Genomic DNA, 20435 nt, shown 5'->3' with positions numbered 1-20435 from the left:
ACATTGACACCGTGCGGATCGGTTCGCGCCGTTCACCTACACCGAGAAGTACTTCGCCTCCGGGTGGTGGAACACGAACGCGTCGGTCGACTGCTCGGGGTGCAACTGCAGTTCCTCCGACAAGACCACGCCCATCCGCTCGGGTTGCAGCAGCTCGACCACCTTGCGACGGTCCTCCATCTCGGGGCAGGCCGGGTAGCCCAGGGAGAACCGGGCTCCGCGATACTCCAGCTTGAACATGCCGGCCACATCACTCGGGTCCTCGTCGCCGACACCGAATTCCGAGCGGATGCGGGAGTGCCAATACTCGGCGAGGGCCTCCGTGAGCTGCATGGTGAGCCCGTTGAGTTCCATGTAGTCGCGGTATTTGTTCTCGGCGAACATCTTCGCCGTGACCTCGTCGACGTGCGAGCCGGCGGTGACCAGCTGGAGGGCGACGACATCCGTTTGCCCGCGTTCTCCGGACGAACCGGTGTCGCGACCGCGCACGAAGTCGGCCAGGCACAGGTGTTTATCTCGGCGCTGCCGGGGAAAGTTGAACCGCAGTCGGTCAGCGCCGAGTTCGCCGCCGGAGCCGCCGTCGGGCGCGAGCAGTCCGGCCTGGCCGAGGCGCCCGGTCGGGTCATCACCGTGGTGCAGCACGACCATGTCGTCGCCGTCGGCGACCACGGGAAAGTAGCCGTAGGCGACGGAGGCATCGAGCATGCCCTCGCCCAGGATGCGATCGAGCCAGTAGCGCAGGCGCGGCCGACCGACAGTGTCGACCAGTTCCTGGTAGCTCGCGCCGTCTTCGGCCCGGCTGGGTTTGAGCCCCCACTGCCCCATGAAGGTGGCGCGTTCGTCGAGAAAGGCCGAAAAATCGGCGAGGGCCACACCCTTGACGATGCGGGTGCCCCAGAACGGCGGTACCGGAATCGGGTTATTGCTCGCGACCTCGGAACGCCCGGGCATCTCTTCGGGTTCGGTGAGGGTGAGCAGGCTCTTCTTGTGAATACGTTTCTTGAGCGGTGGCAAGCCAACCGACAGAGGGTCAGCGCCGCGGGCGATGGCCACGAGCGGTTCCATCAGGGCGAGGCCCTCGAAGGCATCGCGGGCGTAGCGCACCTGCCCGGCGAAGACGCTGTCGAGGTCGTCCTCGACGTAGGACCGGGTGAGGGCCGCGCCGCCGAGCAGAATCGGCCATTTGTCGGCGAAGCCGCGCGACTGAAGCTCGAGCAGGTTCTCTTTCATCACCACGGTGGATTTCACGAGCAGCCCGCTCATACCGATGACGTCGGCGTTATTCTCCTCGGCGACCCGGATGAACTCGGCTATCGATTGTTTGATGCCGATGTTGATCACGTCGTAGCCGTTGTTGGTGAGGATGATGTCAACAAGGTTCTTGCCGATGTCGTGCACGTCACCGCGCACGGTGCCGAGCACGATCGTGCCCTTGCCGGCCGCTTCGGATTTCTCCATGTGCGGCTCGAGCAGGGCCACGGCGGCTTTCATCACCTCGGCTGATTGCAGCACGAACGGCAGCTGCATCTCGCCGCTGCCGAAGCGGGCGCCGACGACCTGCATGCCGACGAGCAGGTGCACGTTGACGATATCGAGCGCGCTCAACCCCTCGGCTCTGGCAAGGTCGAGGTCAGCCTCGAGGCCCTTGGCCTCGCCGTCGATGATGCGGCGTTCCAGGCGTTCGCCCACCGGAAGGGCGGCGAGTTCGGCGGCGCGCTCGTCTTTCAGGGCGGCGGAGTCGACGCCGGCGAACAGGTCGAGCAGGGCCACCAGCGGATCGTAGGTGAGGGTTCCCTCGGCGTCGTATTCGCGGCGGTCCCAGACCAGGTCGAGCGCCACCTTGCGGCGGTCGTCGGGCACGGAGGCGAGCGGCACGATCTTGGCCGAGTTCACGATGGCCGAGTCAAGGCCGGCCTCCGTCGCTTCGTGCAGGAAGACCGAGTTGAGCACCGAGCGCGCGGCGGGGTTGAGCCCGAACGACACGTTCGAGACGCCGAGCGTGGTGTGGATGCCGGGGTACTTCGCTTTGATCTGCCGGATCGCGTCGATGGTCTCGATGCCGTCGCGGCGGGTTTCTTCCTGGCCGGTCGCGATGGGAAAGGTCAACGCGTCGACGATGATGTCCTCAACCCGCATGCCCCACGTGTTCACGAGGGTGTCCACCAGACGGGTGGCGATGCGTACCTTGTGTTCGGCGGTGCGGGCCTGGCCCTCCTCGTCGATGGTCAGGGCGATCACGGCCGCGCCGTGCTCCTTGACGAGCGGCATGATGCGGCCGAACCTCGACGTGGGCCCCTCGCCGTCTTCGAAGTTGACCGAGTTCACGACCGGACGACCACCGATGAGTTCCATACCGGCCTGCAGCACGGCCGGCTCGGTGGAGTCGACGACGAGTGGCAGGGTCGAGGCGCTGGCCAGTCGGGAGACGACCTGCTTCATGTCGGCGACGCCATCGCGACCGACGTAGTCGATGCAGACGTCGAGCAGGTGGGCGCCGTCGCGCACCTGGCTGCGCGCGATGTCGACGCAGTCGTCCCAGTTTTCAGCGAGCATGGCATCGCGAAAAGCGCGCGAGCCGTTGGCGTTGGTGCGCTCCCCGATGGCCAGAAAAGCGCTGTCCTGGTCGAAACTGACGTGCTGGTACAGACTTGCGACACCCGGGTCCTGTTCGAGGGTGCGGAGTTTCACCGTGACGCCACGCAAGCGTTCGACCACGGCCGTCATGTGTGCGGGAGTCGTGCCGCAGCATCCGCCGACCAGACCCAGCCCGAATTCCTTCACGAACTGTTCGTGCGCCGTGGCCAGCTGGTCGGGGGTCAGCGGATAGCTCGCGCCGGTCTTCGTCAGCTGGGGCAGGCCGGCGTTGGGCATACAGATGACGGGCACGCGCGAGAACTTGGAGAGGTGACGCAGGTGCTCGCTCATCTCGGTCGGCCCGGTCGCACAGTTCAAGCCGATAGCGTCGATGCCGAGTGGCTCGAGCGCGGTCAGCGCGGCGCCGATCTCGCTGCCCATCAGCATGGTTCCGGTGGTCTCCACCGTCACCTCGACGAAAATGGGCAAGCGGATGCCGGTCTCGCTAATGGCCTGCTTGCATCCGTTCACCGCGCTCTTGGTCTGCAGCAGGTCTTGTGAAGTCTCGATGAGGAACGCGTCAGCACCACCACGGATCAAGCCGAGCGCCTGCTCGGCGAACGTGGCCTTGAGGTGGGCATAGGTGGTGTGGCCGAGGCTGGGCAGCTTGGTGCCGGGGCCCATCGAGCCGAGCACCCAGCGCACGCGACCGTCGCGGACTTCGAATTTTTCCGCGCTGGCGCGTGCGATCTCGGCGCCGAGTCGAGCGAGCTCCTCGATGCGATCTTCGATCCCGTAGTCCGAGAGGTTCGACCAGTTCGCACCGAAGGTGTTGGTCTCGATAGCGTCGATGCCGGTTTCGAGGTAGACGTCGTGAATGGCCGCGATGATGTCGGGGCGGCTCACGTTGAGAATCTCGTTGCAGCCCTCGAGCTGTTGGTAGTCGTCGAGGGTGGGGTTGTGTTCCTGCAGCATGGTGCCCATGGCACCGTCGGCGATGACGACAGAGTTGGTGACGGCATTCAGCAATGCTTGAGATCGAGCCGGGCGCGCCGCGACGAAGGGTGTTTGGGCGTCAATAGTTAGCACAGTGCTCATCGGGACAGCTTAATGGCGGGTCCGAACTGTCCGAGGCCCCGAAGTAACGTTTCTTAGCGTGCGCGATTTTGAGCGTTGGCTGCTGCCGGGGTCACGGCGAGCGGCGGGCGCCACCGGGTTCCCCGGTCACAATCCAGCCGGTAGCGAAGCGAGTCTGTGCAGAGTCGCCCCCATCGAGCTCCACAGTGTGCTCCAAAATTTTGGCCTCGATCGCACGGGCGCTGTCACCGTTGCAGACCCAGACCCTGATTGTGGGGCCGCATGCACGTGAACGTTCTGGCATCGACCAGACCTGAACCACGACACTGTGACCGGACTGGACGATGCACCAGGCTGCGCGAACGGCCGGGAGATTCGCCACGGCCAGGGCGCCGTCCACACCAGTGACGGTCTCCGTCCGCGTTTGCGCGTTGTGCCAGCTGTCAAAGGTAAGGATGACCCGTTGATCGTTTTCTGCCGGCACGAGCCCCCGCAACCACCTCAGCGCGAGAACGTCAGCGCGCGTACCGCTCTGAGCTGCCGTGTCAGTGGGCACGACGGCGCCGTCGATCGCTCGACGAAAGACCGATCGACCGATCTGCTGCTCGGCACTCCCACTTTGGGCGCGCCGAGCGCGCAAATTCAACGTTGAGCGCAGCCTTTCCCCGAATGCTGGACGACCATGCCCAGTGTCAGACACCGGCATCAGAGCCCCCGCGTTACCGCCAGTTTCGAGCCAGACCATGGCCGATCCTTCCCCCATAGACCCATGTTGGACATGTCCATCGTAAGGCTTCTGCGGGGCCTGTGCGGGACCTCTCGTAAACGGTTCCGAACAAGAAGGTAGGCTCAGAATGCCAACAGGGGGTACGAGATGAGCTACGAGTCACGCCAGAAACGGGCGCACACGATGGTGGCCGATCTCGGTCTACCCCGACCCCTCACAGCTGAGCTGCTGCACCGGCACATGGAATCGGTGCGCGGAAAGAAAATCGTGGTGCAGTGCGCGCCGCCGCGCATGCTCGAGGCCGGGCTCTGCGGGCTCTGGATCTCAATCGCCGGCGAAAATTTTGATCGAATCTACCATTCACCGACCAGTTCCATGGTGCACCGCCAGCAGTTCATCAATCACGAATACGGCCACATGATTCTTGATCATGAACAAGAGCTTCTTTCGGCGGAGCGAGTCGCGCTTCTCGCACCGTTGATCCCGATGGATGCCATCGCATACGCGCTCGCTCGTAGCCGGTTCACCGACGAGCAGGAAGCCCTAGCCGAGGCCATCGGCGATCGGCTGGCCCTGATTATGTTGAGCGATGGGCCCGAAATCGCGTTGGGTCTCCGGACCGGTTTCGGTCAGGTGCTGTAATGCAGACCACCGTGCTGATCTTCGTGCCCGTTGTCCTTTGGATCGCCGCGTTTTCGTGCATACCCTCGGCCATTCGCGGAACCCGCCGTCCGCTCCTGTGGTTTTTGATCATGTTCGCGTTGACCATGAGCCTGCAGCCAAAACCGGTCTATGAGATCGTGGACTCGTTTCTGGGCGGAATCAATGCCACGTACTTTCTGTTCCATGCCCTCGCGATCGTTGCTGTGGCCTTGCTCGATGTGATCGTTCAAGAGGCAGTGTCCATCGGTGGAGTCACGCGGAAACGTCGACGTGTCACGGCTCTCATCGCAGGCCTGATCATCACGGCGCAGACAGTTCTGTTCTTCACGAGTGACTGGCGCATCACGGACAACATCTCCCAGTCTTTCGTTGCCCGGTGGGATTACACCGCGTATGCATCGACAACGTGGATCGCCATGGCAATTTTTGCCGTCTCCGTGGCCTACGCGTGTTTGTCGGATATTCGCAAGCAGCCCAAAATGGTCACCCGGTTGTCCTTGGGATTTATGACCCTTGGCTGCCTGAACGTTCTAATTTATGCCCTCATCAGCCTGACCAGTGCCGTGCAATCCAACTTGACTCCGGGTTTTGTCTTCCAAGGGTGGCCGCGTATGGCATACGTTCTCGCGCTGCTCATCGCACCGTTGAGCCTTGCAATCGGTTTGGGCCTCACCGCCACTGTCGACGGACTCACCGCCACCCGGAAGACTTTCCACGATCGGGTGTTGTTGTGGCGCATCACCCCCCTGTGGCACCGCCTCCTCTTGACTGCACCTGACCTCAGCATTGACCGCAAGCTGACTCGCCCTGGCCTGCTCGTCGTTCGGCGTCCTGGTCTGCACCTGTACCGTCGGTACGTTGAGATTCGCGACAGCCTGCTTCTCGACCCGACGCAAATCGTGTCTTTGGCCGAACAATCGATCATCGATCAGGCCGAACGTCAAACCCAGGTACCGCTTGGACCGATACGACACGATGGGATCAATACCGTTGTCTAATCTCCCGGAGCACGCGTCCCCCGCTCGACGCGACCGTCCACCCGTCAGTCCCCAGGTGGAGCTGGCTCGAAAACTCAATCTGCTGCTCGATGTGGTTGTGGCCGAAGGCAACACCCCGTACACCTACAAGCAGATAGCGCAGGGGCTCAAGGACAAGGGTGTCGCCCTGTCGCGAGCACGCTGGGCGTACATGATCACGGGAGAGGGCCCGCTCGTCACTGACTCCGCTCTGCTCACTGGAATCGGCGAATTCTTCCGCATCCCTCCGGAATATCTGCTTCACTCCGATGGCGATCTCCCCGATCGCGTAGACGCCCAACTCGCATTTGTGAAGAGCCTGCGGGTGAAGAGAGTAGTTAGTTTCGCAGCGCGACTTCTCGGGGATGTGTCTCCCGAGACACTGCGGTCCATTACCGAATTACTGGAGGAGCAGCCGTCTCCGATCGATTCTCGCGGGTTGGACACCTAGCGCGAGTTCCGTCCGGCACGCGGCTGCCGCCCCGGGTCAGTGCCCGGTACCGCCGGCGATGGCGTACGACCACAGCTCGCTGCTCACACCGACCGGGCGCGCCGCCGGCTCGCCCTCTTTCGGCGTCTCGCTGCGGTGCCCGTGGGCAAAGGACGGGGAACTCAACCAGGCCTGGAACGATTCCTCGTCGGCCCAGCGGGTCACGACAAGCCAGGTGAGGCGGTCATCGGTCGGCTTCAGCAGCTCGAAGCCCTCGAAACCGGCGCGGTCGTCGACAGCGCCAGCGCGGGCAGCGAATCGGTGGGCGAGCTCGTCGCCGCCGTCGTTCGGCACGGTGATGGCATTGATTTTGATGATTGTCATGAAACTGCTTTCTGGTCAAAGGCTCGACATGTATTTCCTCCATGCTGCCACTCTCTGCTGCCACTCTCTGCTGCCAGACCGTGCCGAGGGCCTGCTGCGGCCGGGCAAAGCCGTGCGGTCGGCGCATCTCTCTCCCCCCGGCCCACCGCATTCCCTATGCTGGGAGTATGTGGCTTTTCTCCTGATTCGTCAGGGTATGCAGGACTGCCGACGCGATCGACCACTCGTCACCGATTTCGCCCCGTGACCTCAAGCCGTTTGGAGCTGTTGTGCCTATCACCGCTTTTCTCGATATCCATGTGAAGCCCGAGTCCCTCGCCCAGGCTGCGACGGTGTTGCACGACACTCTCCTGGTCACCCGAGCCTTCGACGGATGCCTCGGTGTCGATGTTCTCGTCGACACTGAAGACCCCACCCACTTCGTTCTCGTGGAAAAGTGGATCTCGATGGAGCACGACACCGCTTATCGCGCCTTTCGTGCTGGACCGGGTAAATCGTCCTTGGGATCGATCGTGTCCGGTACGCCCGTGCTCACCAAGTACGAGATTGCCACGGACATCTGACGCAATCGCCAGAGCTGAAACTCGCAGCCCTCTACGCTGGTGCCGTCGGGGCACGCGTCTGCTCTTGCCCAGTCGCGTTGCCTATGCTGGAGGGCATATGCGACTTCTCCTGATCCGCCATGGCCAGACTCCCGGCAACGTTCTCGGGCAGCTCGACACCGCGCATCCCGGTCCAGGCCTGACCGATCTCGGCCTGCGCCAGGCCGCTGCTATTCCCGATGCGCTGCGCTCCGACCCGATTGACGCCATCTTCGTGTCAACCCTGCTGCGCACCCGGCTGACCGCGCATCCGCTCGCCGCCGATCGCGGCCTCCAGTTACAGGTTGCGACCGGGGTGCACGAGATCGAAGCCGGCTCGCTTGAGGGGCTGCGCGATCGGGCCTCCGTTCGCACCTATCTGGAAACCGTGATGGCTTGGGGCACCGGCAACCTCGATAAGAGGATGCCGGGCGCTCACGACGGTCATGATTTCTTCCGGCGCTTCGATGCCGATGTCGCTGCCGCCACCGCGAAATCCGACGTCGCAGTGGTGTTCAGCCATGGCGCGGCTATCCGCGTGTGGACCGCAGGTCGCGCGGGAAACGTGCCGCCGACCTTTGCGAGAGAGCACGAGCTCGATAACACCGGTATGGTCGAATTCACTGGCTCACCCGAGGAGGGCTGGACTCTGCTGTCCTGGGCTGGCCTGCCGGTGGGCGGAATGGCCCTCGCCGACCTGGGCGCTGCCGATCCCCTGGGCGAGCCGCTTGACTGAGCTTTCGGAGAAAGCCAGCGTCAGCTCGCGTTTGGAGAACACTCGTGTGGCCGTGCCCGGGGAACCCGCGGTCGCACGAGAGCATGACTGTCGCGCAACAGCTGGTCGACGAGCATGGCGGGCACGTTGCCGCCGAGGTCAATCGAAATCCAGTGCTTCTTATTCAGGTGGTAGCCCGGCGTGATCCACAGGGGAAATTCCTCACGCAGGGCGCGGCCCTCCTCCGGATCACACTTGAGCGACACCGTGAACGGCTCACTCGCGAGGGCGGCGAGGGCAAAGATCTTGCCAGTGCCGCTGGTCTTGAACACGCTCGTCTCCTCGCCGAACGGAAACGTCTCAATCGCCTGGGGCAGGCTCAGGCACAGGTCGACGAGCGCGTCCGGCGTCATGTGCCAACTCAGACCGCGACGAGGTTCATCGCGTTGGCCGTGAGTTCGACCGAGCGCAGGCGGCCCTCGATGAACGGTGACTGATGGGCGAGGATGAGCTCATCGGCCTGCGTTCCCTCGGCGAACTCCTCGAGGTAGAGGCGCACCTCGTCGGCCGTTCCGACCGCCGAATAGCGCATCATGTTGGCGATATTGCGGCCTTCCGGCGTGGTGAGAAAGACGTCGATCTGGTCGTCGCTGTACTCCGGGGTCGCTGGCCCGCGGGAGAGCATGCCGCGTACCCGGGTGCGGCGGGTCGTCTCAAACTGCTGCTCGGCGTCCGCCTTATCATCGGCCGCGACGACGTTCGCCGCAACGATGAGGTGCGGCGCTGCGAGTTGCTCCGACGGAGTGAATTCACGGCGATAGAGCGCGATGGCCTCGTGCAGTGCGTCGGGCGCAAAGTGCGACGCGAAGGCGTAGGGCAAGCCGAGCGCCGCGGCGAGCCCGGCGCCGAACAGCGACGATCCGAGAATGTACAACGGAACATTGGTGCCGGCTCCTGGCACGGCCTGCACGCCCGGTACGATCGATTGGCCGCGCAGGTACGCCTGCAGCTCCATCACGTCCTGGGGAAACTGATCCGAGGCACGCGGGTCGCGGCGCATCGCCCTGGCGGTGTTCTGGTCGCTCCCGGGAGCGCGGCCGAGACCAAGGTCGATGCGGTCGGGGTAGAGCTCGGCGAGGGTGCCGTACTGCTCGGCGATCACGAGCGGCGAGTGATTGGGCAGCATGACACCGCCGGATCCGAGCCGAATTGTGCTGGTCTGCCCGGCGACGTGGCCGATCAGAATGCTCGTCGCCGACGATCCGATGGTCGGCATGTTGTGGTGCTCGGCATACCAAACGCGCTCATACCCGTGCTTCTCGGCGGTCTGGGCGAGCGCGACGCTCGCTGCAAAGCCCTCCCGAGCGGTCTGCCCGGGGGCAATCGGAGCAAGGTCGAGTATGGACAGCACAATAGTCATACTGGGGTCAACACCGCCGCGCTCGAATCGTTACCCCGTGCCGGAAACGGGTATGAAATCTCCGGCCGAGGCACGGGGCCTCTGCTGCTGAAGCGTCAGCTTGCTGCTACTACGGAGCCACATCCGCCGCCAGTCCGGTAGGTATGGCCTCGTGCCCGCGCGGTAACCTCGATGGGTGCAACTGACTGACCAGACCCGGACGCTCGGGGCCGCTGAATGGCAGGGCCTCGAACAGGCCCACGAGGAGCGCGCTGACGCGTTCACCCGTGGTCGCCGTGAGCGCGCGGCAACCGGCCGCACGCATCCGGTCGACGATTTCCTGTTCACCTACTACCCGTTTCGCCCCGGCCTGCTGCGGCGCTGGCATCCCGGCGCGGGAGTGCTGTTGCAGGGCGCCGCCACACTTCCCCGGGCAACGTGGAAGTGGTATCGCGCCCTCGAAGACGACAGCCAAGTGGATGCCGCGGCTTTCGTCGACAAGAACGAACGGACCATTGGCTTCATCAGTTCACTGCTCGCCGCCACCCGGCAGCGACCAGCCCAGTTTGGTTGCTTCGGCCTGCACGAGTGGGCCATGGTGTATCGCCAGGGTGAACACCGCCATGTCGCTCCGCTTCGACTCGGCCAGAGTGACACCGACGCCGTCGTCGACGGCAACCGCATAGCCTGCAGCCACTTCGACGCGTTTCGGTTCTTCACCCCCGCGGCGATCCCGCTGAACCAGCTGCAGCCGTCGAGGGACAACCAGCCGATTCTGGAGCAGCCCGGGTGCCTGCACGCCGGCATGGACATCTACAAGTGGGTCATCAAGCTCGGCCCGCTGATTCCCGGCGCGGTCTTGCTCGACTCCTTCGAGCTCGCCCGCGACATTCGCCGGCTCGACATGGAGGCCTCCCCCTACGACCTCGCCGAATGGGGCTACGCGCCGGTCGCGATCGAGACTCCGGCCGGTAAGGCGGAGTATGTGCGCCGTCAGCGCGCATTCACGGAGCGCAGCAACGTGTTGCGCGAACGCGTCGTGAGCCTTCTCGTCTAGCGCAGCTCCGTCGATTGCCATCGAGCACCGACTGCCAGCCCCTTCTCAGGTTTTGCCACGGCGTCGAGCGGATACCCCTCATGGCGGCGATCTGAGCGCGTCGCCCGGTGCGTGACGCTCGCCCAAACTGTCTGGCGGCACCCATTTGGGGTACGGAGACCAAACCACATGAGTCGGGGCTCCGGACCATCTGTGCGGCCCGAGAAAACATCGGGCTGGGACAGAAACACGAATAGGAGCTCTCATGAATACGATCACGAAGCACACGAACATTCGCAAGATCACCGCGCTGGGAATCACCGGCGCCGCAGCATCCGCTCTCATCATTGGAGGCTTTGTCGCCCCCGCCCAGGCGTTTGACGGCGACAGCACCAGCACGAGCACCGACAGTTCGTCCGAGCAGAACCGCCTGGACGTCATCGGCGACCTGTTCAATCTCTCCGGCAACGACTCGACCGGCAACGGCGTGCTCGGCAATGACACCTCCGTCGGCGGCGTCGGCAACGGCGTGCTCGGCAACGGCGGAATCCTCAACGGCGGCGTCGTCAATGATTCCCTTACCAGTGACATCGGTGATGTCGCGTCGGGCAACGAGGTCGGCAACGACGCATCCGTCGGCAGTGGCAACGACGTTGTCGCACCGATCGAGGCACCCGTCACCGCCCCGGTTGACGCACCGGTCGACGCCCCGGTTGACGCCGGTAACGGCACGGATGTCGGCACCGATGTCGGCGGCGTCGACGTTGAAAACATCGACGGCTCGGTCGACTCGATCGTCAACGATGTTCTCGGCGACCTCGGCCTCGGACGCTAACGCGCTCGACTAGAAATGCGGGCGTCTCCCACTCGGGGGGCGCCCTTTTCGTTTCTCAATCTTGTTTCACAGTCTTGTTTCAGTCGCGCTTGTTTCAGTCGCGCGTGTTTCAGTCGCGCTGGTACGACTCGATGACCTCGCGCATGCGCGGCAGGCCGAACTGGTCGGCGATGGCCACGCCCCTGTGCGTGCCGAGGTCAGGGTCGGCATCCGCTTCGAGGAGCAACCGCAGAATCGGCTCATTGTCGCGAAAAACCGCACACGAGATCGCGGTCTGGCCCATGGCATTGACAGCCGATGCGTCCGCCCCGCGCCGCAGCAACTCCGCGACGGTTCCGGGGTGCTGCTGGTACGCCGCCACGATCAGCAGCGTGTCTCCTCGCGGGTTGACCACGTTGAGGGGAACTCCAGCGTCGATCATCTCGCCCAGCGGAACGGTCAAGCCGTCGCGGGCGAGGCCGAAAACGCCCTCGATGACCTGCGGGCTGATAGCTCCGCCGGGTACTTGCGTGTTCTCGTTCACTGATACTCCCGCTCGACAGTCGAGTATCCAGCGTATCCGTCTCGGCCCGTCGTGCGAGGTGCATGTTACGGTTTGGGTTCCTGGGCGGCTGGAACTGGCGGCGCGATCGGTGGGATGCCACACTCAGAGCATGAAATCTCAACGCGCGGTCATGGCCGCGCTGGTGACCTGCGCATTCTTCGCCCTGACCGCGTGCGCGGGTACGGCAGTACCGGGTGCCGGAGTGCCCGCAGCTCTTCCTGAGCCAGTGACGAACACCGACGAACTCGTCGGCCAGGGCACCGTCTTGCAGAAGGGCGAGGGCGAGCCGCAACTGTGCTTGGGCGCGATCATGGAGTCGTACCCTCCGCAGTGCAACGGACCGGCGATTCGCGGCTGGGACTGGTCGCTGGCCAAGTACTCCGAAACTGCCTCGACGGTGACCTGGGGAACGTACGCGGTCTTTGGAACGTGGGACGGCACGGCCTTCACCCAGACGCAGCCTCCGATTCCGCTCTCGCTCTACTCACCGGTCGGTTCCCCCGACCCGCGGCAGGATGCGACGAACGCGGGCGCGAGCGATGACGCGACTCTGCAGCGCATCAGCGACGAACTAGCCGGTTCGCAAACACTCTCGTCTGTACCGATGAACGGTTACCTCTGGGTGTCCGTGCTCTACGACGACGGCACCATTCAGCTCTATGTAGACGAGCGATACGGCCCCGACGTCGTTATCGTACAGCCCGCCCTGTTCCCCGCGAGCTGAACTCGTCGGCGCGGATCGCGTCCCCGAGGAGGTACCTTCCGCCTCACCTTCGAGCCGAAAACAAGCCCTGGCTCCTGCCTGACCAGAACGTGACAGATCCGGAACCGCCTGGCCTGCTGGCTGCGAGGTACCGCTACCGCGCGCTAGTACCAGCCCGACGCTTCCGATTTGTCCCAGGCGGCACAGGGTGTGCTGTACCGACTCGCGATGTAACCCAGGCCCCAGGTGATCTGGGTCGCGGGGTTGGTCTGCCAGTCGGCTCCGGCCGAGGCCATCTTGTTGCCCGGCAGTGCCTGCGGGATGCCGGTGGCGCCGCTGGAGGCGTTGTAGGCGTTTACGTTCCAGCCTGATTCTTTGTCCCACAGGCTCACCAGGCAACCAAACTGATCGTCACCCCAGCCGTACTGGTTCGCCATGAGCTGACGGGCGATTTGCTGCGCCGCGTTGGGGTCAGCTGGAGCGGACGGGCGAGCCGGTGCCGCCCGGACGGCAGCGGCAGGTGCGGGCTCAGCGGCAGCCTCAGCTGCCTTAGCGGCAGCGGCCTCAGCAGATGCGGCCTCGGTAGCAGCAGCCTCAGCAGCAGCGGCCTCAGCGCTAGCCTGGGCGACCGCTGCCTGCTCGGCGGCAACGCGATCGACCTCGGTCGTGGAGGCCTGCACGTTGGCGGTTTCGGTTGTCGTTACGTCGACGAGTTCGAAAATGCGCTCCGGAGCAAGCAGGGTGACGTGGGAGAGCGCGGCAACGGACTCCGACAGGCCCGTGGCATCCGTTTTGCCCTGCGCTGCAGCGATTACGACGCTGGCCCCAGATACGGCGATTTCAGAGGCCTGTTCGGCGCGCACTCGCAGGCGCTCCGCATTGAGTTCCAACTGCTCGTCGTGTCCAGCGCCGCTGGAGGCAAGCGCTGTCATGACGGCTGTGCGCTCGTTTGCGTCTGCGACATTGGACTGCACCGCGAAGCCGGTGCCGACAACTGCGGCGGTGGCAATGATGGCGCCGGCTGCCAGGAAGCGGCTCCGCTTCCGGCTCCGGCGGCGACGCGTAGCTTGAAGGCGGCTGGCGTCGGTCTCAAGGGATGTGGTGGGCGTGGTTGAAGAAGAAATAGGTTTGGCTTTCAGAAAGACGAATCGCTGGCTGTCGTGCGGGCGGTTCTGAATCGACACTCCACAGGCGGCGTCTGCGGGCGAAGGTTCCAGTATGCACGGCTTTCCTGAATACTTCCTCACTTTCACCGGTCGGTCGTCGGCACAGCCGTCATCGTCCTGAGCTCCCGTATCGGCTACGAAGGTATCCGTCACCCGGTCAGCTCAGTTCGCCGGAGGCGAGGAGGGCGACGACCTGGTCGTCGGTCGTCGGTGCGTAATCACGATAGTGCGCGCCAACCGCGGTGAACCACTCCGGCACGAAAACGCAGATCACCTCGTCAGCTCCCAGCGCGAGCGACGTGATATCCGGCGCAACGGGCACAGCTATCACCACCCGGGTGGCTCCAAAGCGCCGGGCTACCTGGCAGGCCACGCGTGCCGTGGCACCCGTGGCGATGCCGTCGTCTACGATGATCACTACCCGACCGGCCAGATCGACGCGCGCTCGACCACCGCGCAACAACGCGACGCGGGCGTCCAGCCGCACCCGCTCACGGTCCTCAACCACTTCACGCTGCCTCGCACTCACGCCTAGCTGCGCTATCACATCGTCGTTGAGCACCCGCGCTCCCCCTTCCCCGATGGCGCCCATGGCCACCTCGGGTTCGCTCGGCACCCCAAGTTTGCGCACCACGATCACGTCCAACGGAGCGCCCAGCGCCCGCGCAACCTCGAAAGCGACCGGTACTCCCCCGCGCGGCAGCCCCACGACGACGGCGTCGCAACCACGCAGGGACTCAAGCCGGGTGGCTAGCTGCCGCCCGGCATCCGCCCGATTAGCGAAGACTATCGTCACGGCGCTCTCCACTCCACGCGTAGCCGCCACGACGGCCGGTCGTAGCGTGCCGGTCTTCAGTCCATAATAGTCCGAGCGGCCCCGCCCCGGTAGGGGTGGCAAGCGAGGTGGACCTGCGCCGCGGCATCCGTGGTGGAATAGGGGAATGTTGCACCGAATTGCCCCCGAGCACCGTTTTGTTCCGTCCCTCGACGGCGTGCAATTGGCCACCTACGAGCTCGGCGACCCCGAGCATCCGACCGTGTTCGTGGTGCACGGCTTCGCCTCGAGTGCAATCGCCAATTGGCACGCCACCGGATGGACCCGCGACCTGACCCGGGCCGGCTTTCACGTGATCGGCATCGATCAGCGTGGTCACGGTGCGAGTGACAAGCCCGACTCAGCCGACGCGTACACGATGGAATTGCTCGTCGCCGACGTCGAGGCGGTTCTCGACGCCTACCTCCTGACCGAGGTGCGTTACGTCGGCTACTCGCTCGGCGCCCGGGTGGGATGGCAGGCTGCCCGAGAGCTCGGCGTTCGCATCACGCAGGCGGTGCTCGGCGGCATCCCCGATGGTGATCCGCTGAAGCGTTTTCAGATAGCGGATGCCCGCGCCCACCTCGAAAGCGGCCGCGAGATCACCGATCGCCTCACCGGCGTGTACCTCGAGATGGCGAAGGCGCTGCCGGGCAACGACCTCGCGGCACTCGTCGCCCTGGTCGAAGGCCTGCGCGATGGCCCGCAGCCCGGCGCCGCGAATGCGCCCGCGCAGCCGGTGCTCTTCGCGACCGGCAGCGAGGACACCATTCTCGACGCCTCCCGGGCACTGGCCAAAGCCACGCCGCACGGCAGTTTCTTCGAGATTCCCGGCCGCAATCACTTCAACGCGCCCACGTCACGCCCGTTCCGGGAGGCAGCGATCGCGTTTCTGAAGGCGTAGTCGACCGAGAATCAGCCGACGGAGGATCAGCCGAGCGAACCGGTTCCGGTGTCGTCGACGCGCCATCCGAGGTTATGCGCGATCTTCCCGATGATTTTGTTCGGGTTGGCGACGTGTCCGTGAAAGATGCCGCCGAAGGCTCCGTCCTGGGCGGGTTCGCGCACGATCATCGCAGGGCAGATTGATCGCGGCACGCGCTTGAGCGGCTGACACCGGTGTGAACCCGGGCCAACGTCTCAGACACGTGCCGCCCAATTTGTTGAGTGGAAAGCGCTTAGTCGGCGCTGATCTGGTGGCGGAACCGGTCGCGCTTGGCGTGGAAGTCCCAGAGGTGCTCGGCCAGCTTCGACGGATCCTTCTCGGGGTGGCCGGCAATGATGCCACCGCCGATGATGAGCTGGGACACCTGGATGCCTTCTTTGCCGAGAACCTCGTTGAGCAACTGAGCGTAAGCAGCCTGTCCGGCGAAGGCAATCGACGTCCCCGTCAGGTGGCTCGCCGGAGTCACGGCCGTCCCGCCGTTGACGAAGAGGATGGTGCCTCGGTTCTTGCCCAGAAAACGCATGCCGGGAATAACCTGGTGTACCGCCGCGACGGGGCCGTAGACCGAGAATTCAATCGGCCCGACTAGATCAGCCGGCGTTGTTTCCAGCACCGGACGCATGAAGTCCTTCTGCGGCAGGGGGCTGTACTGCAAGACCTCGATCGGGCCGAGAGTTTCCGCGACCTGCTCCAGCACCCGGGTAATCGCTGCCGTATCCCGCACGTCGGCGACGAAACCCTTCGCCGTGATTCCCTCTGTGCCCAGTTCTTCGGCGAGAGCATCCACTCGCGCCTGGTTTCGCGCAATCAGCGCAACGGTGAACCCTTCTGCTCCAAAGCGACGCGCTACTGCTGCCCCGAGTCCTGCTCCTGCACCGATAATCGCGATAGTAGTCATACGGGTTGCAAGACCCAGCGATGGCAATATATTCCAGACCGGTGCGGCGTTGGGGGGCGCCCGCTCCCGGTCACTCTTCACCGACTGGCCGCCGCGACGGCGCACCTCGACTGTGCGCCTGGACTGTGCGCCTCGACTGCGCCGAGCGACAAGAAGGTAATGTGCCTCACGAGCCTTTACGCCGAGGACGAACTCTTCGACTACCGTTGGTAGCATGACCGCACCAGACACCGCAGCGCAGAACGAGGCAGAAACTGCCACTGCATCCAAGACATTTGCCGATCTCGGGCTCAATGACGCCATGCTCAAGGCGCTCAAAGCCGTCGGCTACGAAACCCCCTCGGCCATCCAGGCCGCCACAATCCCCCCGCTCTTGGAGGGTCGCGACGTTGTCGGGCTCGCCCAGACCGGTACCGGTAAGACGGCTGCGTTCGCGCTGCCTATCCTGAACCGACTCGACCTCTCGCAGAAGAACCCGCAAGCCCTCGTGCTCGCGCCCACGCGCGAGCTTGCGCTGCAGGTGTGTGAGGCCTTCGAGAAGTACGGCGCCCACATTCGCGGCGTGCACGTGCTGCCCGTCTACGGCGGACAGGGTTACGGCGTACAGCTGTCGGCCTTGCGTCGCGGAGTGCACATCGTCGTCGGTACTCCCGGCCGCATCATGGATCACCTCGAAAAGGGCACCCTCGACCTCTCGGAGCTCAAGTACCTGGTGCTCGACGAGGCCGACGAGATGCTCAAGATGGGGTTCGCGGAAGACGTCGAAACGATTCTCGCCGACACCCCCGACGACAAGCAGGTAGCCCTGTTCTCGGCCACGATGCCCGCGCAGATTCGCCGCATCTCCCAGAAATATCTGCACGACCCCGCCGAGATCACCGTCAAGACCAAGACCACAACCTCGTCGAACACCACCCAGCGCTACCTGATGGTGTCGTACCCGCAGAAGCTCGATGCGCTCACCCGCATTCTCGAGGTGGAAAACTTCGAGGGCATGATCATCTTCGCCCGCACGAAGAACGAGACCGAGCTGCTCGCCGAGAAGCTGCGCGCCCGCGGCTACTCCGCCATGGCGATCAACGGCGACGTGCAGCAGGTGCAGCGCGAGCGCACGGTCAACCAGCTCAAGAGCGGCAAGCTCGACATTTTGGTGGCAACGGATGTCGCCGCTCGCGGCCTCGACGTGGAGCGCATCAGCCACGTGGTCAACTACGACATTCCGATCGACACCGAGTCCTACGTGCACCGAATCGGCCGTACCGGCCGCGCCGGCCGCAGTGGCGCAGCCATCAGCTTCGTCACGCCGCGCGAACGGCGCCTGCTCAGCGCAATCGAAAAAGCCACCCGTCAGCCGCTGACGCAAATGCAGCTGCCGAGCGTAGAAGACGTCAATGTCACGCGCCTGAATCGCTTCGACGATGCGATCACCGCAGCGCTCGACGAGACCGACCGCATCAGCAAGTTCCGCGACATCATCGCGCACTACGTGTCTCACCACGACGTACCGGAGGTTGACGTGGCCGCGGCCCTCGCCGTGGTGTCGCAGGGCGAGACTCCCTTGCTGCTCTCGGCCGAGGATGTTCGGGCACAGCAGCGCGTCGAACGCGACGAGCGGGTCGAGCGCTCGGAACAACGTGGCGATCGTCCGGAACGTGGTGGCCGCTCAGACCGCCCGGACCGCTCAGACCGATTTGGCCGCGACGACCGCAGCAGCCGCGACGATCGCGGCAGCTACGGCGCCCGCGATGACCGGCCGGTGCGCAGCGAACGCCCGGTGCGTTCCAGCGGCAAGCCGATGGCGCAGTACCGCATCGAGGTCGGCAAGCGCCACAAGGTAGAGCCACGTCAGATTGTCGGCGCCCTGGCAAACGAAGGTGGCCTGAGCCGTGACGACTTCGGGCACATCAAGATTCTGCCGGAATTCTCGCTGGTCGAGCTGCCCGCTGATCTGTCGACCGACGTGTTCTCCAAGCTGGAGAACACCCGCATCAGCGGCAAGCTGATCGAGCTGCGAGCTGACAAGGGCGGAGCGTCGCGCTCGGCCGAGCAGGGCGATCGCCCGCCGCGGGCTCCGCGCCGCGAGTACTAGGGCCTTAGCAATACCAGAGGGCACCCTCGTCGTACACGACGAGGGTGCCCTCTGCATTCAGGCCAGCATGGCGGTCAGCCCGCCGACACGTCGATGAGAACCTTACCGGTGACGCCGCTTTCGACCAGGGCGTGCGCATCCGCTGTGTGCGCCAGGCCAAAGCGATGCAGCGGCAGCCCGGCATCCGCTCCGATGGCCAGCGCGCCATCGACCAGTGCTTCGTTGATGCCAGCGGCAGCTTGTTGCACGACCTCGGCGCCGACCGTGTAGAGCAGCACGAACTGATAGCGCACGTTCAGGCTGAAGTGCTTGCGCACGTCGAGGGTCATCTCGTCGCCGCCATTATTGGCGTAGACCGCGATCGATCCGCGGTTGCGAATAACGGCGAGGTCGAGGGTGGAGTTCTGGGCTGGGGCGACCTCGACGATGAGATCCACGCCGTCTGGCGCAATTCGTCGAATCTCATCAGCGACATCGGAGTCGGTATAGGTGAGCACGTGGTGTGCGCCGGCGGCCGTCGCCAGCGCTCCTTTCTCCGGCCCACTCACGGTCGTTATCACGGTAGCGCCCGCCCAGCCGGCGAGCTGTATGGCTGCGTGACCGACAGCACCGGCACCGCCAGCCACGAGCACGATCTTGCCGTCAAGCGCCCCCGGATGCAGCCGCCGCGGCCCGTCTTCGGCCACCGTCAGCGCCCGGTAGGCGGTGATCGCCGGCACGCCGAGGCTGGCTCCCTGATCGAAACTGGCCGGCGTGGGCAGAAGAAAAACATGGTCTGCCGGGAGCACCGCGTACTCTTGGGCGGTGCCGCCCTGCGCTCGCTGGTACGCGGCGAGGGCGACCCAGACTCGGTCACCGACGGCCACATTCGAGACTCCGCGGCCGACGGCATCGACGACCCCGGCGCCATCCTGGTTCGGTACGACGTCGGCGAACGCGAGCGGCTCCCCCGGTGCCGAGCCACGGCGCGATTTCCAATCGGTCGGGTTCACCCCACTCACCACGATCCGCACGCGCACCTCGCCAGCCCCGGGATCGCTCACCGGCCGATCGACAAGTTGAAGTACAGACGGGTCACCGGTCTCGCGATACACAATGGTCTTCATATGAGGCCTAACACCACAGGCGCCGGAATGTTTCCATTCCCCGGGACACGGTTATTCCGTCGTGATTTCACGGCCGGCGCGAAGGTGGTTCAACGGGAGCGAGCGCGGCGGCGTTCACGCCAGGTCATCGCGGCGAGCGCGGCTGCTTCGCGGTCGCGCTCCTGCCGCGCGGCCTCGCTTCGCGCTGCCCGGCGATCCCGCCAGAGCGTGAGCTGTCCTTCCACATCGCGGGTGGGTGTGACTACCGGTGGCCCGCCCTGCAGCTGACGGCGTGCCGACACGACGCGGCTGTTGAAATCATTGAGAATCGCTGTCACTGCGGCCTCGGAGTGTGCTTGGTCGAGGCGGGCGTCGAGCTCGACATTCTCGGTGCGCAGGGTGAGGGCGGGCGGCCCGAGGCCGGTGATCTTCTCGCGTTCGATCTTCTGGCGAATCCACCAGTCCGGGTCGTAGCCGCGCTCGAGATTCGTCAGTGGCTTGCCAGCTCCGGGCAGGTTGTCGAACTCGCCGCGGCGAATAGCCTGTTGAATGGCCATTTCCACGTACTGGGCGCGGGCCTCCATCATGGATTGCCCGGCCGTGTTCTGCTCGGGCGTGTTCTGCTCGGGCGTGTCCTGCCGGGGCTCGGGAATTTCGACGCGCCCGGGGGGCAGCATCCGGTCAATCTCGTAGTGGGCCACATTCCGTCGAGAGTCGCTGGGCTCTTTCTTGCCGGTCATGGCTGCCAGCCTA

General features: G+C 64.7%; 21 protein-coding genes. 10 read left to right on the top strand and 11 right to left on the bottom strand.

Translation table 11 applies throughout. The features are described from left to right. Positions 1-36: 36 nt before the first annotated feature. Positions 37-3672 carry a methionine synthase gene (metH, locus tag E3N85_RS06565; protein WP_134461038.1) on the bottom strand — a complete coding sequence of 1212 codons (3636 nt, stop codon included), beginning with the start codon at positions 3670-3672 and terminating at the stop codon, positions 37-39. 946 nt (positions 3673-4618) lie between these two features. Here metH and E3N85_RS06560 point away from each other — a divergent pair. The 3 genes from E3N85_RS06560 to E3N85_RS06550 are packed head-to-tail and all read left to right on the top strand — an operon-like array spanning position 4619 to position 6508. Continuing rightward, on the top strand, positions 4619-5020 hold the full coding sequence (locus E3N85_RS06560) for a hypothetical protein (RefSeq protein WP_134461035.1): 402 nt from the start codon (positions 4619-4621) through the stop codon (positions 5018-5020). Then, complete coding sequence (locus tag E3N85_RS06555; RefSeq protein WP_134461032.1) at positions 5020-6039, top strand: MAB_1171c family putative transporter; 1020 nt, start codon at positions 5020-5022, stop codon at positions 6037-6039. Before E3N85_RS06560 ends, E3N85_RS06555 begins: the two co-directional genes overlap by 1 nt. Before the next feature lie 55 nt (positions 6040-6094). Beyond that, complete coding sequence (locus E3N85_RS06550; protein ID WP_134461029.1) at positions 6095-6508, top strand: hypothetical protein; 414 nt, start codon at positions 6095-6097, stop codon at positions 6506-6508. A gap of 36 nt (positions 6509-6544) precedes the next feature. On the opposite strand, the gene E3N85_RS06545 is transcribed toward E3N85_RS06550, so the two are convergent. Continuing rightward, positions 6545-6871 (bottom strand): antibiotic biosynthesis monooxygenase, encoded by a 327-nt coding sequence (locus tag E3N85_RS06545; protein ID WP_134461026.1) that lies wholly within the window; start codon positions 6869-6871, stop codon positions 6545-6547. A gap of 269 nt (positions 6872-7140) precedes the next feature. Between E3N85_RS06545 and E3N85_RS06540 the strand changes: the two genes are divergently transcribed. Further along, on the top strand, positions 7141-7434 hold the full coding sequence (locus E3N85_RS06540) for a putative quinol monooxygenase (RefSeq protein WP_134461023.1): 294 nt from the start codon (positions 7141-7143) through the stop codon (positions 7432-7434). 97 nt (positions 7435-7531) lie between these two features. Beyond that, a complete protein-coding gene (locus E3N85_RS06535; RefSeq protein WP_134461020.1) occupies positions 7532-8188 on the top strand; it encodes a histidine phosphatase family protein in 657 nt (218 codons plus the stop codon). A 20-nt stretch (positions 8189-8208) separates the two neighbouring features. Here the strand turns inward: E3N85_RS06535 and E3N85_RS06530 are convergent, their stop codons facing one another. Both E3N85_RS06530 and E3N85_RS06525 read right to left on the bottom strand, forming a co-directional pair. Further along, entirely contained in the window at positions 8209-8580 is a 372-nt protein-coding gene (locus E3N85_RS06530; RefSeq protein WP_134461017.1) for an MmcQ/YjbR family DNA-binding protein, read from the bottom strand. Positions 8581-8588: 8 nt separating this feature from the next. Next, positions 8589-9587, bottom strand: a complete 999-nt coding sequence (locus E3N85_RS06525; protein ID WP_134461014.1) for an LLM class flavin-dependent oxidoreductase — start codon at positions 9585-9587, stop codon at positions 8589-8591. A 175-nt stretch (positions 9588-9762) separates the two neighbouring features. Here E3N85_RS06525 and E3N85_RS06520 point away from each other — a divergent pair, with 175 nt between their 5' ends. Continuing rightward, complete coding sequence (locus tag E3N85_RS06520) at positions 9763-10623, top strand: 3-methyladenine DNA glycosylase (RefSeq protein WP_241978351.1); 861 nt, start codon at positions 9763-9765, stop codon at positions 10621-10623. Positions 10624-10867: 244 nt separating this feature from the next. After that, a complete protein-coding gene (locus tag E3N85_RS06515) occupies positions 10868-11437 on the top strand; it encodes a hypothetical protein (RefSeq protein ID WP_134461011.1) in 570 nt (189 codons plus the stop codon). A gap of 109 nt (positions 11438-11546) precedes the next feature. Here the strand turns inward: E3N85_RS06515 and E3N85_RS06510 are convergent, their stop codons facing one another. Then, a complete protein-coding gene (locus E3N85_RS06510; RefSeq protein WP_198412069.1) occupies positions 11547-11960 on the bottom strand; it encodes an ankyrin repeat domain-containing protein in 414 nt (137 codons plus the stop codon). Positions 11961-12090: 130 nt separating this feature from the next. Here E3N85_RS06510 and E3N85_RS06505 point away from each other — a divergent pair, with 130 nt between their 5' ends. Then, positions 12091-12705, top strand: coding sequence for a hypothetical protein (locus E3N85_RS06505; RefSeq protein WP_134461008.1), 615 nt, complete (start codon positions 12091-12093; stop codon positions 12703-12705). A gap of 143 nt (positions 12706-12848) precedes the next feature. On the opposite strand, the gene E3N85_RS16430 is transcribed toward E3N85_RS06505, so the two are convergent. Beyond that, positions 12849-13868 (bottom strand): lytic transglycosylase domain-containing protein, encoded by a 1020-nt coding sequence (locus tag E3N85_RS16430; protein ID WP_134461005.1) that lies wholly within the window; start codon positions 13866-13868, stop codon positions 12849-12851. A gap of 139 nt (positions 13869-14007) precedes the next feature. Continuing rightward, positions 14008-14646: a phosphoribosyltransferase gene (locus tag E3N85_RS06495; protein ID WP_241978350.1), complete on the bottom strand. Its 639-nt coding sequence runs from the start codon at positions 14644-14646 to the stop codon at positions 14008-14010. A gap of 145 nt (positions 14647-14791) precedes the next feature. Between E3N85_RS06495 and E3N85_RS06490 the strand changes: the two genes are divergently transcribed. After that, positions 14792-15568 carry an alpha/beta fold hydrolase gene (locus E3N85_RS06490; protein ID WP_134461002.1) on the top strand — a complete coding sequence of 259 codons (777 nt, stop codon included), beginning with the start codon at positions 14792-14794 and terminating at the stop codon, positions 15566-15568. Positions 15569-15594: 26 nt separating this feature from the next. Here the strand turns inward: E3N85_RS06490 and E3N85_RS06485 are convergent, their stop codons facing one another. Together E3N85_RS06485 and E3N85_RS06480 are read right to left on the bottom strand one after the other, a co-directional pair. Continuing rightward, positions 15595-15738, bottom strand: coding sequence for a hypothetical protein (locus E3N85_RS06485; RefSeq protein WP_241978349.1), 144 nt, complete (start codon positions 15736-15738; stop codon positions 15595-15597). A gap of 104 nt (positions 15739-15842) precedes the next feature. After that, the gene (locus E3N85_RS06480; RefSeq protein WP_134460999.1) at positions 15843-16508 is read right to left on the bottom strand and encodes an SDR family oxidoreductase; all 666 of its coding nucleotides are present in this window, start codon (positions 16506-16508) and stop codon (positions 15843-15845) included. A 214-nt stretch (positions 16509-16722) separates the two neighbouring features. On the opposite strand from E3N85_RS06480, the gene E3N85_RS06475 reads away from it, so the two are divergent. Further along, positions 16723-18597: a DEAD/DEAH box helicase gene (locus E3N85_RS06475; protein WP_134460996.1), complete on the top strand. Its 1875-nt coding sequence runs from the start codon at positions 16723-16725 to the stop codon at positions 18595-18597. A gap of 74 nt (positions 18598-18671) precedes the next feature. Here E3N85_RS06475 and E3N85_RS06470 read toward each other — a convergent pair whose 3' ends face one another. Both E3N85_RS06470 and E3N85_RS06465 read right to left on the bottom strand, forming a co-directional pair. Then, positions 18672-19703, bottom strand: a complete 1032-nt coding sequence (locus E3N85_RS06470; RefSeq protein WP_134460993.1) for an NADPH:quinone reductase — start codon at positions 19701-19703, stop codon at positions 18672-18674. A gap of 89 nt (positions 19704-19792) precedes the next feature. Further along, on the bottom strand, positions 19793-20422 hold the full coding sequence (locus tag E3N85_RS06465) for a DUF1992 domain-containing protein (protein ID WP_241978348.1): 630 nt from the start codon (positions 20420-20422) through the stop codon (positions 19793-19795). Between the last annotated feature and the right edge of the window lie 13 nt (positions 20423-20435).

The sequence above is a fragment of the Cryobacterium sp. Hz9 genome (genome assembly GCF_004402825.1).
GTDB classification, from domain to species: Bacteria; Actinomycetota; Actinomycetes; order Actinomycetales; family Microbacteriaceae; genus Cryobacterium; species Cryobacterium gelidum.
The sequence above is the reverse complement of the archived record's forward strand: the minus strand, read 5'-3'. Positions and strand labels throughout refer to the sequence as shown.